This window comes from Rhizobium sp. G21 (assembly GCF_014158035.1).
In the GTDB taxonomy this organism is placed as follows: Bacteria; Pseudomonadota; Alphaproteobacteria; order Rhizobiales; family Rhizobiaceae; genus Rhizobium_E.
Genome location: NZ_JACFXW010000001.1, coordinates 140,800 through 157,170 on the forward strand (window position 1 = coordinate 140,800; position 16,371 = coordinate 157,170).

At 63.9% G+C, this 16,371-nt stretch carries 20 protein-coding genes and 2 pseudogenes; 7 read left to right on the forward strand and 15 right to left on the reverse strand.

The window, feature by feature from the left end:
• Positions 1-63: 63 nt before the first annotated feature.
• From H2O14_RS28345 to crcB, 6 genes and pseudogenes are all read right to left on the reverse strand, one after another.
• Positions 64-660, reverse strand: a complete 597-nt coding sequence (locus H2O14_RS28345; protein WP_182826109.1) for a calcium-binding protein — start codon at positions 658-660, stop codon at positions 64-66.
• 35 nt (positions 661-695) lie between these two features.
• The gene (locus tag H2O14_RS00775; RefSeq protein WP_182826110.1) at positions 696-1,250 is read right to left on the reverse strand and encodes a GH12 family glycosyl hydrolase domain-containing protein; all 555 of its coding nucleotides are present in this window, start codon (positions 1,248-1,250) and stop codon (positions 696-698) included.
• On the reverse strand, positions 1,250-2,086 hold the full coding sequence (locus H2O14_RS00780; RefSeq protein WP_182826111.1) for an ATP12 family chaperone protein: 837 nt from the start codon (positions 2,084-2,086) through the stop codon (positions 1,250-1,252). The genes H2O14_RS00775 and H2O14_RS00780 overlap by 1 nt, the downstream gene beginning before the upstream one ends.
• Positions 2,079-2,729, reverse strand: a complete 651-nt coding sequence (locus H2O14_RS00785) for an HAD-IA family hydrolase (protein WP_182826112.1) — start codon at positions 2,727-2,729, stop codon at positions 2,079-2,081. Before H2O14_RS00785 ends, H2O14_RS00780 begins: the two co-directional genes overlap by 8 nt.
• Positions 2,730-2,732: 3 nt before the next feature.
• Positions 2,733-3,721 (reverse strand): annotated as a pseudogene (locus H2O14_RS00790) (RluA family pseudouridine synthase).
• Between the two features lie 27 nt (positions 3,722-3,748).
• A complete protein-coding gene (gene crcB / locus H2O14_RS00795; protein ID WP_182826113.1) occupies positions 3,749-4,126 on the reverse strand; it encodes a fluoride efflux transporter CrcB in 378 nt (125 codons plus the stop codon).
• 112 nt (positions 4,127-4,238) lie between these two features.
• Between crcB and H2O14_RS00800 the strand changes: the two genes are divergently transcribed.
• Positions 4,239-4,538: a nucleotidyltransferase family protein gene (locus tag H2O14_RS00800; RefSeq protein WP_182826115.1), complete on the forward strand. Its 300-nt coding sequence runs from the start codon at positions 4,239-4,241 to the stop codon at positions 4,536-4,538.
• A gap of 26 nt (positions 4,539-4,564) precedes the next feature.
• Complete coding sequence (locus H2O14_RS00805; RefSeq protein WP_182826116.1) at positions 4,565-4,897, forward strand: DUF86 domain-containing protein; 333 nt, start codon at positions 4,565-4,567, stop codon at positions 4,895-4,897.
• Here the strand turns inward: H2O14_RS00805 and H2O14_RS00810 are convergent.
• The 5 genes from H2O14_RS00810 to H2O14_RS00830 form a co-directional block, all read right to left on the reverse strand.
• On the reverse strand, positions 4,894-5,352 hold the full coding sequence (locus tag H2O14_RS00810) for a YaiI/YqxD family protein (protein WP_182826117.1): 459 nt from the start codon (positions 5,350-5,352) through the stop codon (positions 4,894-4,896). The genes H2O14_RS00805 and H2O14_RS00810 overlap by 4 nt on opposite strands.
• A gap of 26 nt (positions 5,353-5,378) precedes the next feature.
• Positions 5,379-5,792: a hypothetical protein gene (locus tag H2O14_RS00815; RefSeq protein WP_182826118.1), complete on the reverse strand. Its 414-nt coding sequence runs from the start codon at positions 5,790-5,792 to the stop codon at positions 5,379-5,381.
• A gap of 113 nt (positions 5,793-5,905) precedes the next feature.
• Entirely contained in the window at positions 5,906-6,916 is a 1,011-nt protein-coding gene (locus H2O14_RS00820; protein WP_182826119.1) for a P1 family peptidase, read from the reverse strand.
• Between the two features lie 93 nt (positions 6,917-7,009).
• Complete coding sequence (locus H2O14_RS00825) at positions 7,010-7,204, reverse strand: hypothetical protein (protein ID WP_182826121.1); 195 nt, start codon at positions 7,202-7,204, stop codon at positions 7,010-7,012.
• Positions 7,201-8,085, reverse strand: a complete 885-nt coding sequence (locus H2O14_RS00830; RefSeq protein ID WP_182826123.1) for an ABC transporter substrate-binding protein — start codon at positions 8,083-8,085, stop codon at positions 7,201-7,203. The genes H2O14_RS00825 and H2O14_RS00830 overlap by 4 nt, the downstream gene beginning before the upstream one ends.
• A gap of 170 nt (positions 8,086-8,255) precedes the next feature.
• Here H2O14_RS00830 and H2O14_RS00835 point away from each other — a divergent pair, with 170 nt between their 5' ends.
• The 5 genes from H2O14_RS00835 to H2O14_RS00855 all read left to right on the forward strand — a co-directional run bounded on the left by H2O14_RS00835 (position 8,256) and on the right by H2O14_RS00855 (position 11,952).
• Positions 8,256-8,705: a flavin reductase gene (locus H2O14_RS00835; protein ID WP_246697491.1), complete on the forward strand. Its 450-nt coding sequence runs from the start codon at positions 8,256-8,258 to the stop codon at positions 8,703-8,705.
• A 53-nt stretch (positions 8,706-8,758) separates the two neighbouring features.
• Positions 8,759-9,679, forward strand: a complete 921-nt coding sequence (locus H2O14_RS00840) for an AAA family ATPase (protein WP_182826126.1) — start codon at positions 8,759-8,761, stop codon at positions 9,677-9,679.
• A gap of 88 nt (positions 9,680-9,767) precedes the next feature.
• Positions 9,768-10,946 carry a VWA domain-containing protein gene (locus H2O14_RS00845; RefSeq protein ID WP_312858647.1) on the forward strand — a complete coding sequence of 393 codons (1,179 nt, stop codon included), beginning with the start codon at positions 9,768-9,770 and terminating at the stop codon, positions 10,944-10,946.
• Between the two features lie 5 nt (positions 10,947-10,951).
• Positions 10,952-11,266 carry an XdhC family protein gene (locus H2O14_RS00850; RefSeq protein ID WP_409526888.1) on the forward strand — a complete coding sequence of 105 codons (315 nt, stop codon included), beginning with the start codon at positions 10,952-10,954 and terminating at the stop codon, positions 11,264-11,266.
• Positions 11,266-11,952, forward strand: coding sequence for an XdhC family protein (locus H2O14_RS00855; protein ID WP_182826128.1), 687 nt, complete (start codon positions 11,266-11,268; stop codon positions 11,950-11,952). The genes H2O14_RS00850 and H2O14_RS00855 overlap by 1 nt, the downstream gene beginning before the upstream one ends.
• Positions 11,953-12,020: 68 nt before the next feature.
• Here the strand turns inward: H2O14_RS00855 and rpmG are convergent, their stop codons facing one another.
• The 4 genes and pseudogenes from rpmG to rnr form a co-directional block, all read right to left on the reverse strand.
• A complete protein-coding gene (gene rpmG, locus H2O14_RS00860; protein ID WP_137153468.1) occupies positions 12,021-12,188 on the reverse strand; it encodes a 50S ribosomal protein L33 in 168 nt (55 codons plus the stop codon).
• 89 nt (positions 12,189-12,277) lie between these two features.
• Positions 12,278-13,453 carry an MFS transporter gene (locus tag H2O14_RS00865; protein ID WP_182826129.1) on the reverse strand — a complete coding sequence of 392 codons (1,176 nt, stop codon included), beginning with the start codon at positions 13,451-13,453 and terminating at the stop codon, positions 12,278-12,280.
• A gap of 135 nt (positions 13,454-13,588) precedes the next feature.
• Positions 13,589-14,023 (reverse strand): DUF983 domain-containing protein, encoded by a 435-nt coding sequence (locus H2O14_RS00870; RefSeq protein WP_182826130.1) that lies wholly within the window; start codon positions 14,021-14,023, stop codon positions 13,589-13,591.
• A 22-nt stretch (positions 14,024-14,045) separates the two neighbouring features.
• A pseudogene (gene rnr / locus H2O14_RS00875) lies at positions 14,046-16,366 on the reverse strand (ribonuclease R).
• Positions 16,367-16,371 lie beyond the last annotated feature (5 nt).

Here is a 16,371-nt window from a genome sequence, read left to right on the forward strand (position 1 = left end):
GACCATGAACGTTTATGGTTAGCGGGGAGTTAACGAGGGCGTGACGCAGCTTAAAACAGCCGATCAGACGATGTGGAAATCATCCGCTTGCAGCGTCGGGGTGTTGGACAATACGCCGATCAGTCGCCGGCCATGCGCTGCGCCGTCCCCGTCCGCATCGTAGAAGAGCGCGCCGGTCTCGCGGATATAAAGTATCCGCGTCGCGTCTCCGAAAGCCTTGCCTTGTCTGAATTCCCCGGCATCCAGCTCGCCCTTGCCGAGGGCCGCGAAGACATCGGCGTCCAGCTCAATCCGATCGTGATCCGATCTGAAGTCGAGAACGGTGTCGATCTCTTTGCCGATATGATCGAAGACGAAGACGTCGTTGCCGCCGCCGCCGGACAGCAGGTCGGCACCGGCGCCGCCGTCGAGATAATCGTCGCCGCCCCGACCATGCAGCCGGTCGTCGCCGCCTTTGCCGAACAGGCGGTCCCGGCCTCCGTCGCCTTCGAGCAGATCGGCGCCGGCGCTTGCGTCATAGGTCGAAAAGCGGTGCTCCACGCTGTCGAGCGTGACGCGCCCCTTTCCGCGGACGATCTCCGCGCCGATTTCATATCCGGAGACGAAGTCGCTTTCCTTCACCAATCCGCGGCCGATCAATTCGGTCAGCACGTCGCGCATGTCGATGCTGGCCCGGAGAGCGTCCTTGTCGGGGATCAGGGCGATATAGCGCCAGGTCTGGTCGTTGTCGCCCGCCCGGAAATCGTCATAGGTGACGATCGTGTAGTCGACGCCTCTGTTGACATAGTGTCCGACGACCGATGCGGGTCGATGTCGAACTCATAGGCATGCGCCCAGACCATCAACTCGGTTGTGATCGTCTGGCTGCCGCCGAGCTCCTTGTCGGTCAGCCACAGATCATAGGCGACATTGAAGTTCCGGGTCTGCCCGTCGATCGTGATGTCATGTGAGAGTACGAAATTCTTGATATCCGAAATCCGGCTGCTCAGGCTGTCCGGCCGCTGCGCGGGCGTCAGTGAAGCGTCCCATGGCTTGTAGCCGACGATGAGCTCGGGATACGCCAGTACATCATCCGACGAAGACGGCCAGTTCCAGGCGAAAGTGATGTCACGGCTGAGATCGGAGGGATCGTATGTAACGGTCTGGCTGTAGTCGACGCCGGACTGGAGATCGCCCTTGTTCCAGACATTGTTGCTGACCTCACGGTCGCCGAGCCTGTAGGCGTCCCAATCCCGCGCCAGTTTCGCCATCACGGATCCGTCGTCTCGTCGGCCTGATGCTGATGCATGGCGCCGAACAGATCGGCTGCAGTCTTCATCTCGACCCAGCGGGCCTTGCGACGGGCTTCCGCTTCCGCGTCAGCTCCCCATTGCGCGATGTTGAAGTCTTCATCGACATGAGCGGCGGTCCAGGCGGCCTCGGCGTCGAGACGACCCTTGGCGAAAGCAAGAGCCAGAAGCGCCGAGCCGGTGAGGGTGGTGATGGTGTGCAGGGCGGCGAGCGCCAGCGGATGGCGATGATCGGCCAAGGCCCTGCGATAGGCGTCGAGCGCCTCTGCCGGCTGCTGTTGATGCATGACGCCGGCGGCCAGGATGAAGCGCGCGCCGAGATCGTCTGCCGCCCAGAACAAGACGGGATCCCAATGCGCCGCCTGGAGATTTGCAAGCCGCTCCGGATGTTCTGCGCGATAGCAGACGAGATCCGTGCCGGCGAAGGAGACGATGTCCTCCGCAACCGCATCGATCTCGCGCGCGATGCCGTCGATGGCGGTGTTGGCGAGACGGGTCGCCGGCATTTTCGCAGGGTTGATCTCTTCGCCCTGAGCGCGCCATTCCGCGGCGACGATCCCGGCCGCGGCCGCCGTCGGCAGGACGAGCGCCGATTTCATCGGCGTCTTGACCGGCCGGCCGTCGAGCAGGATCTGATGACCGCCCTCGGTCTGTTGCACCGACACGTCCTTGTAGAAGCGCTTCGGCAGCGGCCGCTTCATCTGGATTTGCGCCCGTCGGGTAGGGTCCTCATCGGACAGGACCGGCGCGGCGAGGTCGCTGAAAATGTCGCGTAGCGATTGATCGTCTTCAGACATGAGCCAGGATCTCCAAGGGGGCGTGCAGCACGGCGTCGGCGCCGGCGTCCCAGAGGGCGTCGACCGCGCCATAGCCCCAGGATACGCCGAGCGCTTTCGCGCCGGCGGCTTTCGCCATGCCTATATCGTAAATCGAATCGCCGATGACAATGGTCTCGGAAGCGTCGATACCGGCTTCCGCGCAGCATTCGAGCACCATGGCGGGATGCGGCTTGGAGGGGCAATCATCCGCCGTGCGCGACACGAAAAACGTCTTCTCGAAGCCATGCGCATCGACGATCAGGTTCAACCCGCGCCGAGATTTGCCGGTGACGGCGCCGAGAAGCAGATCGTCGCGCGCCGAGAGCGTCGCCATCACATGACCGATGTCTTCGAACAACGGCTCCTGGAAATGCGGCAGAGCGCGGACATCGCCATAGATCGCCTTGTAATGCGCCGTCATTGCCGCCACGCGCTCGTCGATATGCTCCTGACCCATGATGCGGGCGATGGCGCTGTCGAGCGTGATGCCGATGATCGCCTTCGTCGCTTCGTAACTGGGTTCGGGCATGTCGTGATGCACGAAGGTGCGCACCATGACTTCGTGGATGAGGCGGCCGCTGTCGACCAGCGTGCCGTCGCAATCAAACAGGACAAGTTTCAAGGCTCATTCCCCGTAATCGTCGCCGTTGCCTTCCTCGAAGCCGAGCAGGTTCCAAGTCTGGACCATATGCGGGGGAAGGGGGCGGTCACGCGCAGGCGGCCGCCGTCGGGATGCGGAATGTCGATATGGCGGGCATGCAGATGCAGCTTGTTCTGCACGCCGCCCGGGAAATCCCAGCCTTGTTCGGCCTCGAAATATTTGGGATCGCCGATGATCGGATGGCCGATATGGGCGGCATGGACGCGCAGCTGGTGGTGGCGGCCGGTATAGGGCTCCATTTCCAACCAGGTCAGGCGCTGGGCGGCGTGTTCGCGGACACGGTAGTAGGAGACCGCGTGATCGGCGCCGTCGTCGCCATGCTTGGCGACGCGCATGCGGTCGCCGTCCGGCGTCTGTTCCTTGACCAGCCAGGTCGAAATCTTGCCTTCATGCGGCTTGGGCATGCCCTTGACCAGCGCCCAATAGGTCTTTTTGGTGTCGCGCTCGCGGAAAGCGCCGGTCAGCGCCTGGGCTGCGCCGCGGGTCCGGGCGATCACCAGCACGCCGGTCGTGTCGCGGTCGAGGCGGTGGCAGAGGCGGGGCTTTTCGCCGCGCGGGCTGGTCCAGGCTTCCAGCATCTTGTCGACATTGCGCACCACGCCCGAGCCGCCTTGGACCGGCAGGCCATGCGGCTTGTTGAGCACGATGACTTTCTTGTCTTCATACAGCACCATGCGCGACAGGAGTTCGTGATCGCTGGAATGCGAGAGCTCCTTGCCCGACAGGGGCTTGCCCTTCTTCTCGTCGACATCGAGAGGCGGCACGCGCACCGTCTGGCCGGCCTGGACGCGGGTGTCGGATTTCACCCTACCGCCATCAATGCGGATCTGGCCGGAGCGCAGGAGCTTCTGCAGCGGGCCGAAGCCCAGTCCGGGATAATGAACCTTGAACCAGCGATCGAGCCGCATGCCCGCTTCGTCTGTTTCCACCTGTTTATGCTCTACGCCAGCCATCGTCTCAATTTTCCTTTTCGGCAGGCTTTAGAGCAAAGCGCGTCCGAGCGCCAGCCCCGCGAAAACCGCGGCAATCGAGATCACCAGCGTCGCCGCCAGATAGGCGAAGGCGAGCCCGAGATCGCCGCGTTCGAACAGCGTAGCGAAATCGAGCGAGAAAGACGACAGCGTCGTGAAGCCGCCCATGACGCCGGTGACCAGGAGCAGCCGCATCTCCATGGAGGCGCTGAGCCTGCGCGCGATCAATTCCACCAGAAGGCCGATAGCGAAGGAGCCGACGATGTTGACGACCAGCGTGCCCCAGGGGAAGCTCGGGCCGAACAGGCGGGTGGTCAGAACGCCGGTGAGATAGCGGGCGACGGAGCCGAGCGCGCCGCCGAGCGCGACGAGGAGGATGGGGAGCATGGTGATCCTCTCACTGCGGGATGATCGATATGTCCTCACGTCGCATGGCCGATGGGGAGTGTCAAATCGGCGCTGGATGACTTTTCAGTCTCTTGGCGCTACATTGTGAGGCATGAACAGAGATGTCGTGATCGAGAAGCTGAAAGCGCTGGAGCCGAGACTGAGAAATCTCGGCGTCGGCGGGCTTTATCTCTTTGGCTCCGTCGCCCGCGATGAAGCCGGACCGGCATCGGATATCGATCTTTTCATCGACAAAAGCGATCCATCGCGCTTCGGATTTACCGAATTCATGGCGTCCTATGACATTCTGGCCGAAATAGCTCCTCGTGAGAGCCTGTCATACACGACGCGAGAGGGACTTGTAGACTTCTACCGAGCGGACATCGAAGCGACGGCGATCAAGGTGTTCTAGTGATAAGTAGGAACCCGCTACTCCGATTGAAACATATAGAGTTTCATATCGCGAGCGTCATTGAGGCTCTGGAGGGGAAGACGGTCGACGACTACGCAGGGTCATATCTGCTCGAGCGCGCGACTGAGCGTGCAATTTCAATCATCTCAGAAGCGGCCAAGCTCTTGACGCCGGAGTTGCGCGACCAATATTCGTCTGTTCCGTGGATGCAGATCATCGGCATCGGAAATTTGCTGCGGCACGAGTATGAGCGGGTCGACACGATGATCATGTGGGACATAGCCCGGAACCACCTGCCACCGATGCTGATCACGATAAGGCAGATGATTGCAGCCCTGGATGAAGCCGATCCCGCCTAAACGGCCGCCTTCGCCCGCCGGCACAGTTTCTCCAGCGTTTCCAGAAAGGCCGAGCGATCCCGGGGCGAGAAGGCGGCGTTATAGCCCTTGCTTTCGCCAGTTTCACGCAGATGCTGGCCGAGATCGCGCATGGCGGAAGCCATGCCGATATTGGTTTGATCGAAGACCCGGCCGGTCGGGCCGGTCACATGCGCGCCCTTGGCTACGCAGCGCACGGCGAGCGGCACGTCGGCGGTGATGACGATGTCGTTGGTTTTGACCTCGTCGGCGATCCAGTTGTCGGCGGCGTCGAAACCGTTGGACACGATAATGTTGCGCACAAGCGGATCTCGCGACGGGCGCAGGCCCGAATTGGCGACCAGCGTCACCCTCAGGCCATGCCGTTCGGCGACTTTCAGGATTTCGGGCTTCACCGGGCAGGCGTCGGCGTCGACATAGATTTCGATCGTGGACAAGAGAGTTCCGTTAAGAGTGCTGGGGGTCAGGGTTTGGGCGCCGCCGGCGCCTGGGCGCGCGGCTTGGACTCCACTTTCGTGGTCGCCGTCTTGGTTTTGGCCGATGCGCGCGCGCCGTCTTTCGGCGTCCAGGTCTCATAGGCGACGCGATCGACGTTCTCATAGGTCCATGCGCCGCTCCAACTGCCGTCCGCCTGTTCGGAATAGACGGCGAGGCCGACATCTTTGCCGCTGCGAAACAGGATCGAAATCGCCGTATCGCTTTCCGAGGCCGGCGCGGGGGTGAAGACGCCATCGATCATGGATCCGCCGATGCCGGTGCCGGTGAATTTGGTCGAACCGACGACCCAGTTCGCCCTATAGGTTTCGCCGTTGCGCGTGACGGTGATTTTCCCTGATACGCCGCCGATCCGTCGGCATTGCCGCCATTCACCAGCCACGAGCCGGTGGGATCGGCCAACGCCGGCGCGGCGAACGCAGCGGCGAGAAGGAGACCTGTAAGCCAGGCGCGCATGGACGGCTCCGTGAATCGCGTTTTCAAGCAAGAAGACTATCAGGCGCGGGCGCGGTCCGTCCACACCGGCAGGAGATCGCCGTCCATCGGTTCGGCGCAATGGACGCCGCGGGCGATGGCGCGGGCCATGACGGCCGCAGCCGCCGCCGACAGCGCCACGAAATCCATCGGCTCTGGTCTGCGCCCGGATGCGCCGGTCGCCAGCGTGAAGACGATGTCGCCGTCGAACGGCGTATGCGAGGGCCAGAGCGCATGGGCGAAACCATCATGCGCCGCCATCGCCAGCCGCTTGGCTTCGGCCTTGGTCAGCACGGCGTCGGTGGCGATCACGGCAATGGTGGTGTTGGCGTCTTTCGGTTGGCCCAGATCCATCTTGGTGAAGATCTTGGTGGCGTCGTCCGGCAGCCGCGGCGGCAGGCCTAGCCCGCCGAATTCGCCGTCGAGCTCGAAGGCGGCGGCGCGGAAACAGGGCGTGGCGCCGAAGGTGGCGGAGCCCAGCGCATTGACGGCGGCGAGAGCGCCGACGGTAAAGCCACCCGGCAGAATGGCGGAGGCCGAACCGAGCCCGCCCTTGAGCCCCGCCGTCAGCGCGCCCGCGCCGGCGCCGACCGAGCCGAGCTCGAACTCGACCGAAGCTGAGAGCGCCGCCTCGTAGCCGAGATCGCGATAGGGCGAGTGGCGTCCCCAGCTCTTATCGCCGCCGTTCAGGAGGTCGAAGAGGATGGCGGCGGGCACGATCGGCACTCTGACCGGACCGACCGCAAAGCCGCGGCCTTTTTCACGCAGAGCCGATTGCACGCCGGAGGCGGCGTCGAGGCCGAAGGCCGAGCCGCCCGACAGCGTGATGGCGTCCACCTCCTGAACCGTGTTGTGCGGCTCCAGGAGATCCGTTTCGCGTGTTCCAGGCGCGCCGCCCATCACATGCGCGGCGGCCACCGCTGGCGGATCGCAGAGAATCGCGGTCACTCCGGACTTCAGCCGATCATCCGTCGCATGCCCCACAGAAAGACCGGCGACATCTGTGATGCGGTTGCGCGGACCCATTTTCATAGAGATCTCCGTGGTTTCGAGGCAAACGCTCAAAGTTCGAGTCACCGATCTGAGACATTGAATCCGGCTGACTGCACAAGCCTCTGACGCGACTTACTCCACCGTCACGGCCGGCTCGAAGCGCTCACCCGTCCAGCGCATGAGCGTGAAGGGATTGGTCTCCAGTTCATGGCTCTTGGTGAAGCGGACTGGCCCTATGGCGGTGTCGAACGGCGTGTCGACAAGCGCTTCGGCGAGGTCGGCGCCGCTGTTGGCGGAAATTTCGGCGGCGTCGATAGCGATGGTCACGCCGCCGCCGCCGCGGGCAGGGCGTAGCCATCGGCAGACTGCCCGGTGGCGGCCAGCGCCTCGACGATCGCCTTGGCGTCCGGCTGCTCGGTCCAGTCGGGCGTCGTCACGGCGAGGACGCCCGATTCCAGCGGCGCATCCATATCCACGGCGTTCAAGGCGTCGCCGCCGAGGAAGACCAGCGGCAGGCCCGCTTTCTTGGCGTCGCGCGCCATCACCGCCATGTCCGCGCGGTCGGCGGCGGCGAAGACATGGGTGACGCCGGCTTTGGCAAGCCGCCGCATGAGCTGCGTCTGCACCTCCTGGGCAGGGCGGAACGTATCGGTGAAGGTCGGTTTCAGCCCCTGCGTCTCCAGCGCATTGCGCACCCATTCGGCGGTGTCGCGGCTGGTGATCGTGCCGTCGTCGAGAATGGCGAAGGGTTTGTCGGCCCAATAGCGGCGGATGGTCTCGGCGAGACGTTCGCGTTCGGCCTGCGGGCCCGGCGCGAGGCGAAAGAGCGGCCAGCCATGCCTGAGCGCGTCTTCCATGGGGATGGGCGCGCGGATGCCGATGGTGATCACCGGGATCTTCGCTTCGGATAGGGGCGCGAGCGATCCGTCGAGCGAGTCCGTGCAGAGAAAGCCCACCGCCGCCTGGACGCCCGCCGCCTTGATCATGTCGGCGAGTTTCGGGCCGGAGCCGTCCTCGCAACTCTCGCTCAGCATCACCAGTTGAGCTCTGTCGCCGGCTGCGGCGTTCGCTCCGCGCCGCGCCTGATCGCCCAGCAGTCCCAGCGCGTCGCCCTCCGGCGCCACGACGGCGATCTTGATCGGCGCGGACAGCGCTGAAGGCGCGAACGCCGCGACGAGGGCGGCGAGGAGGAACGGCTTGATCGACATAGGTTTTCGTCCCCTGGGGATGAATGCGCATCAAAAGCCGTATTGGCGCAATTTCGCAAGCGCCTATCGCGTCGCTTCGAACTTTTTCAATCCTTCATCTGTATATAGCCTGTCACCAAACAAACGAAGGCGGGAAGACATTGGTCGAATCCAAACTCTATCGCGACGCCATGGCGCGTTATGCCGGACATGTGCAGATCGTCACCACGGCGTTCAACGGCGAGAGACGCGGCGTGGCGGTCACGGCGGCCTGCTCGGTGTCGGACGCGCCGCCGACGGTGCTCGTCTGCCTCAACCACCATAATGAGAAGAACAAGATCTTTTTCGACAGCGGCGTCTTCGCGCTCAATTCGCTTGCGGCCCATCACCAGCCGCTGAGCCATGCGTTTTCCGGTCTGGAAAAGCTGACCATGGACGAGCGCTTCGCCCGGGGCGAGTGGGACGTGCTGGCCACCGGCGCGCCGGCGCTCAAGGATGCCGTGGCGACCTATGATTGCCGCATTGCACAGATGATTCCTTACACGACCCATACGATTTTGATCGGCGAAGTCGCATCTCTGCGACTGGGCGGTCAGGATGCCGCGCTGGTCTATATGGACCGCTCCTATCATTCGCTGTAGTCTGGCGCGGACGGATGCCCGCGCGTCGCGCCGGGTCGAGAGGAGTTCGCCTGATGGTCCAGACCGCGCTGCCCGCTTCGATCGACGAAACGCTGCGGCTTCTGGAAGGTCAGGATTATCTGGCCGGTCGGCCGCTCGCCACAGTGCTCTATCTCGCGCTGAAGCTAAAGCGGCCGCTGTTTCTCGAAGGCGACGCCGGCGTCGGCAAGACGGAGATCGCCAAGGTGCTTGCCAAGGGGCTGGGCCGCGAGCTCATCCGGCTGCAATGCTATGAGGGGCTCGACGTCTCCTCCGCCGTCTATGAATGGAATTACCCGGCCCAGATGCTGGATATCCGACTGGCGGAGGCCGAAGGCGTCACTGATCGCGGACGGCTCGAAAAAGATTTGTTTTCGGAAAAGCATCTGATTCGTCGGCCGGTGCTGCAGGCTCTATCCAATGCCTCGGGCGCGGCGCCGGTGTTTCTGATCGACGAACTCGACCGCACCGACGAAGCTTTCGAAGCCTTCCTGCTCGAAATCCTGTCCGATTATCAGGTGACGATCCCGGAGTTCGGCACGATCAAGGCCGCCGAGCCGCCGCTCGTCATCATCACCACCAATCGCACCCGCGAAGTGCATGACGCGCTCAAGCGCCGTTGCCTCTATCACTGGGTCGATTATCCCAGCGCATCACTGGAACTCGCCATCGTGAAGCGCAAGGTTCCCGGTTGCAACGAGCGGCTGGCCTCCGAAATCGTCGGTTATGTGCAGCGGCTGAGGACGCTCGATCTGTTCAAGAATCCTGGAATCGCCGAGACGATCGACTGGGCCACCGCGCTCACCGAACTCGATCGCGTCGCGCTCGATCCCGAAACCATTTCCGACACGGTCGGCGCGCTGCTCAAATATCAGGAAGACATCGCTCGAATTCAGGGCGGCGAGGGGCGCCAGGCGCTTGACGCCGTCAAGGCCGAACTGTTGGCGGCGGGCTAGGCGAGGCCATGATCGAGGGTCGTTCGAGCGTTCAGGACGGTCTCGTCGTTCCCCGGTCGCGCCGGGCGCGGGCCGCTTCGCCGACAATATCGTGCATTTTTCCCGCGCCCTGCGCCGCGCCGGCCTGAAGATCGGCCCGGGCGCGGTGATCGACGCGATCGAGGCGGCGGAAGCGATCGGGGTCGGCTCCCGCGACGAATTCCACACGGCGCTGTCGGCCACGCTGGTCAAGCGGCATGAAGACATGGCCGTGTTCGACGAAGTGTTCGAGATTTTCTGGCGGCCGCGAGATTTCGAGGGCAAGCTGATCCAGATGCTGTCGCGGATGACGCCGGATCTGGGAGAGAAGGAAAAGCCGCGCCCGGCGCAGGCGCGCGCCACGGATGCGCTCTACGCCGAACGGCCCGAGCAGACGCGGGAACGGCAAGAGATCGAGATCGATTCCCGCTTCTCCGTCTCCGAGCGTGAGACGTTCCGGCAGATGGATTTCGCGCAGATGAGCGCCGTCGAACTGCGCGAGGCGCGGGCGGCGCTCGCGAAACTCACGCTGCCGATGGACGAGGTTCTGACCCGGCGCTTCGAGCCCTCCAAGCGTCCCGTCCGCTTCGACGCCCGCGCCACGCTGCGGGCGGCCATGCGCACCGGCGGCGACCTGATGCTGCCGAAATGGCGCAAACGCCGGCGGGTGCAGCCGCCCCTGGTGGTGCTCGCCGATATCTCCGGCTCGATGAGTCAGTATTCGCGCATCTTCCTGCATTTCATGCATGTGCTGACCGAGCGCCGCAAGCGGGTGCATACGTTCGTGTTTGGCACGCGGCTGACCAACGTCACGCGCGCCATGCGTCACCGCGATCCCGACGAGGCGGTGGCGCTCTGCCTCGGCTCGGTCAAGGACTGGTCGGGCGGCACCCGCATCGGCGAGACGCTCAAGGAATTCAACCGTCGCTGGGCGCGCCGGGTTCTGGGGCAGGGCGCGACCGTGCTGCTGATCACCGACGGGCTGGAGCGCGACGACGCCGCACTCTTGGCCCAGGAGACCGACCGGCTGCATCGCTCCTGCCGCCGGCTGATCTGGCTCAATCCGCTGCTGCGCTTCGAGGGTTTCGAGGCGCGGGCGCGCGGCGTCATCGCCATGGCCGCCCATGTCGACGAACTCAGGGCCGTGCATAATCTGGACGCCATCGGCGATCTCGCCAAAGCGCTGTCTAGCGTCCCCTCGCGCGACGCCGATCCGCGCCGTTTCCTGCCCGAAAGACGAAAGGACTGACCGCCATGCCGCATGATCCGCTGGATATCGCAGAGGCTTGGACCGGAGAGGGCCGCAGCGTGGCGCTCGCCACCGTCATCGAAACCTGGGGCTCGGCGCCGCGACCGGTGGGGTCGCATCTGGTGATCGACGCCGACGGCAATTTCGAAGGCTCGGTGTCCGGCGGCTGCGTGGAAGGCGCTGTCATTTCCGAGGCGCAGGACGTCATCGCCTCGGGCGAGGCGAAACTGCTGGAATTCGGCGTCGCCGACGAGACCGCCTGGCGCGTGGGCCTGTCCTGCGGCGGCCGCATCGCCGTCTATGTGGAAAGGATCGCCTGATGAAGCGCGCGGATCTCGTCCGGTTGAACGCGCTGAGGGCGGAGCGGCGCGCGTCCGTCTATGTCGCGGATCTCGATCAGGGCGACGGGCGGTTGATTGCGGAGGGAGAGGTTGTCGACGACAGTCTCGCCGCAGCCGTCAGATCGGCTTTTCGCACCGGTAAATCGGTGCAGGTCGAGATCGACGGAAAGCGTTTGTTCCTCAATGTCCAGGTTCCGCCGCCGCGCATCGTCGCCATCGGCGCCGTCCACATCACACAGGCGTTGGCGCCGATAGCGGCCATTGCCGGCTTTGATTTGAGCGTCATCGATCCGCGCACCGCTTTCGCGACGCCGGAAAGGTTCGAGGGCGTCGATCTCGTCGCCGATTGGCCGGAGGATGTGTTGGAGGCGCGGCCGCTCGACGCCTATACGGCGCTGATCGCGGTGACGCATGATCCGAAGATCGACGACTTTCCGATCGCTGCAGGCTTGAGGGCCGGCTGCTTCTATGTCGGCGCGCTCGGCAGCCGCAAGACGCATGCAAAGCGGGTGGAGCGGTTGTTGGCGCTTGGCCTGACCGAGGATCGGATCGCCCGCATCGATGCGCCCATCGGGCTCGATATCGGCGCAATCAGCCCGGCTGAAATCGCGGTGTCGGTTTTGGGCGCGGTCATCCAGTCTTTCCGGCGTCGCGACATCCGTTGATCCACACAAACAAAAAGCGCGTCAGCCGGTAGGCGACGCGCTCTCATTCCGGAACCGGAAGACCAAGATTACTTGATCTTGGTTTCCTTGAACTCGACGTGCTTGCGCACGACCGGGTCATACTTGGTCTTGACCATCTTCTCGGTGAAGGTGCGGCTGTTCTTGGTGGTCACGTAGAACGTGCCGGTGTCAGCCGTCGAGAGAAGCTTGATCTTGATGGTGGTTGCTTTCGCCATGGTCGTACTGCCCTTAAAAAGTTGACGCCGTGAAAACCGGTGAGGCCACGGCGAAATCTGGCGCGAAACTACGCATAAAGCCTGGAAAGTCAAGTCCGGCGCGGATGAAAAATCAGGCGGTAGAGAGCGAAGACCACGAAGACCACGAAGAAGGCCGTCAAAGTCCAGGCGAAACCATCGGTTCCGCCGAGATCCATGCCCGCGCCGATCGCCGCAGGACCGGCCACCGTGCCGACCGCATAGAAGAAAATGAATGCCGCGTTGGCGGCGGCGAGGTCGGAGCCCGAGAATCGCTGCCCTATGAGACTCAGACCGACCGTGTAGAGACCGGCGACCACGCCGCCCCAGATCAAGAGCAGCACCGCGAGCTTGACCCAGGAGGACGACGCATGCGGCAGCAGGAAAGCGCCGATGAGACCGATCACGCCCATGGTCAGAAGCAAGAGGCGGCGGTCGCGAATGCGGTCCGCCATCAGTCCGATCGGGATCTGCAGCGCCACATTGCCGATCGCCATCACCGTCAGCAGCGTGCTCGCCTGGGATTCGGTGAAGCCCAAACGCGTCGCATAGACCGGAAGCAAAGCCAGCCCGCCCGCTTCGACCGCGCCGAAGACGAACACTCCCATGATGGCGGTCGGCACGGCGAATGTATAGCGCAGGAAATGCTGGCGCGGCTTCTCGTCGAGATAGGGGCTTTCCTTGCGGGCGATGAAGATCGGGATCGCGGCCAGCGTGATCACCAGCGCGCCGATCACGAAGGGCAGCACGCCCTGCGTTCCGACCAGCGAGAAGATCGCCGTGCCGCCGGCGAAGCCCATGGACAAGACCGTGGCGTAGACGCCGAGCACGAAACCGCGTTTCGACGGCGGCGCCGCGTGGTTGATCCAGAATTCCGACAGAATGAACAGCGTGGTCGTTGCGCCGTGGAAGACGATGCGCAGCGGAAACCAGGCCCAGAAATTCTCGATATAGTAGAAGCCGAGCGAACTGATCGCGGCGACGAAAACCGCCCAGATCATGGTGGTCGCCACGCCGTAATCATGGGCGAGCTTGGTGGTGATCGGGGCCGCGATCATCGCGGCGATGCCGGCGGTGGCGGTGTTCAGGCCGTTCAGCGACGAGGGAATTCCGCGCTGTTCGAGCAGCAACGACAAGAGAGGAAGCCCGAGACCGATGGCGATGCCCACGGCGGAGATGGACGCAATCGCAGCGATCAGCGAAGGCCAATGGATCGCCTCGCTCTCGCCTCCCAAGGGTTCACTCATGCAAACTTCACTTTCAAGGGCTCGATTCCTGCTCGCTGCGCACACGCGTGTCTCGCCGGCGGCTCCAGACAGTTAGACGGCTCAGGGCCGGATTTCAAAGCCTGGACGCGCATTTTCCGGTAATTTTTAAAGATGTCAGGATTCGGGCTTCGGTTCTTCTCCACCGAATCCGTGCATACGCGCGCCCCATTGCAGTCCGATGACAGCGCCCTTGATGGGCTGAATGGTCGTCAACGCCAACAGCAGGGTCACCGGCGTCCAGATGGCCAGATGCGTCCAGTTGGACGCCGGCCAGACGAGATCGGTCATCATGAAGCCGCCGACCACGATATGGCCGACCACGACGATGGAGAGATAGGCCGGCAGATCGTCGGCGCGCTGATGGGTCATGTCTTCGCCGCAGACCGAGCAGACGTCGACCGGTTTCAGATAGGCCTTGAACAGGCGACCTTGGCCGCAATGCGGGCAGCGGCAGAACAGGCCTCGCTTGACGGCGCCCCAGATGTCGCGCGGCGGGCGTTCGCTCGCCGGTGCATTGGTCCAGACTGCGCTGTCTTCGATCTCGGCCATGGGTCTCTCCTTGGGCTTTGGGTCACCGTCTCCCACGAGGCGGTCTTGTGCCCGGCGTCTTGCGCGCCGGTTCGCGTCCGCGCTTACCCGATTTGTGGAAGGAGCGCGTGGCCGTCGGCATTTTGCGGCCCTCGCTCAGAATATCGAAACGCAGCGCTCCGGCAAGCGGAACCGCTTCGGCGAGCCTCACCCTCACGGGATCGCCCAGCCGGAAGCCGAGGCCGGATTTGTCACCGGTCAGGGCCTGATGCGCCTCGTCGTAGATATAGTAGTCGCGGCCGATCGTAGATACGGGCACGAAGCCGTCGGCGCCATAGGCGGGCAGTGAGACAAATAGTCCCGACTTGGTGACGCCGGAAATGCGGCCGTCGAATTCCTCGCCGATGCGGCCGGCGAGATGATGGGCGATCAGCCGCTCGATCGTCTCGCGTTCGGCCGCCATGGCGCGGCGTTCGAAGGTGGAGATCTCGGCGGCGATATCCTCGAGTTGCTCTTCCTCCTCGGGCCGCAGCCCGCCCGCGCCGAGCCCGAGCGAGGCGACCAGCGCCCGGTGCACGATCAGGTCGGCATAGCGGCGGATCGGCGAGGTGAAATGGGCGTAGCGCAACAGGTTCAGGCCGAAATGACCCATATTGGCGGGGCTGTAGACGGCCTGGCTCTGCGAACGCAGCACCATCTCGTTGACCATGGCCTGATAGGGCTTGCCGTCGGCCTTCTGGAGGATCGTATTGAAATTGTTGGAGCGCAAAGCGCCGTGCGCCAGCGTGATGTCGAGGGTGACCAGGAATTGCCGGAGCGTCTCCTGTTTGGCCAAGGAAGGCTGATCATGGACGCGATAGATCAGCGGCTGTTTCTTGGTCTCCAAGGTCTCGGCGGCGCAGACATTGGCCTGGATCATCATCTCTTCGATGAGCTTGTGCGCGTCCAGCCGTTCCGGCACATAGACGCGATCGACCGTGCCGTCGGGCTTCAGGAGGATCTTGCGCTCGGGCATGTCGAGTTCGAGCGGCTGGCGACGGTCGCGGCCGTTCTTCAGGATCGCATAGGCGTCCCAGAGCGGCTTGAGGATCGGTTCCAGCAGCGGGCCGGTCTTGTCGTCGGGCGCGCCGTCGATCGCCGCCTGGGCCTGCTGGTAGGAGAGCTTGGCGGCGCTGCGCATCATGATGCGATGGAAGGTGTGGCCGGCCTTGCGGCCTTCCTTGAGAAGATCATGCGCACGGCGAGCGCCGGGCGGTCGACATTTTCCTTGAGGGAGCAGAGATCGTTGGAAATCCGCTCCGGCAGCATGGGCACGACGCGGTCGGGGAAATAGACCGAATTGCCGCGCTTCAGCGCTTCGCGATCGAGACCCGAAAAGGAGCGGACATAATAGGAGACGTCGGCGATGGCGACGACGACGATCACGCCGCCCGGATTGTCGGGCGAGGGATCGGGCTCGGCCCAGACGGCGTCGTCATGGTCTTTGGCGTCGGCGGGGTCGATGGTGATCAGCGGCAGATGCCGCCAGTCGTCGCGATCCTTCATGTCGGCGGGGCCGGCTTCGTCGGCCTCGCGCAATACGGCGTCCGGGAAAATGTGGGGAATGCCATGGGCGTGGATGGCGATCATCGAAATCGCCTTTTCCGAAGCGACCGAGCCGATCACCGAAACCACCTTGGCGCGCTGCAGGCCGAAGCGGCCGATTTTCAGCGTTTCGACCTCGACCAGATCGCCGTCCTTGGCGTCGCCGACGAAGGAGGGATCGACCTCGATCTCCATGCCGCGCTTTTCGATCGGCATGATGCGGCCGCCCGCGCCCTGGGAGCGAAACACGCCCAGCGCCGCGTTCTTGCGCTTGTCGATGATCTTGACGACGCGGGCCGTATAGGCCGGGCCGCCGCGATCCTTGTTGACGAAGATCTTGGCGACGACGCGATCGCCCAAACCCGCCACCGGCGCTTTCGACTTCGACCGTTCGGAGGAGCGGCGGATCAGCACAGCGGGCGCCACGCCGTTCTCGTCGTCCCATTCTGCGGGCCGGGCGATCAGCTCGCCCGAGGAATCGCGCAGCGTGATGTCGAGCACGGTGACGGGCGGCAGCGAGCCGGGACGCATCAGCGTCTTGCGGTTCTTCTCCACCATGCCGTCGTCCTCGAGCGAGCGCAGAAGCTCTTTCAGCTCGATGCGCTGCTCGCCCTTCAGGCCGAACGCCTTGGCGATGTCGCGCTTGGTGGCGAGATCGGGATTGTCCTGAATGAATTCGAGGAGAACCTCGCGCGTCGGCGCCACGCCCTGAATGATTGCGGAACGGCTGGTGGTTTTCTGATCCGGTTTGCCCGTCCGGGATCTCGGCGCCTTGGACACTGAGC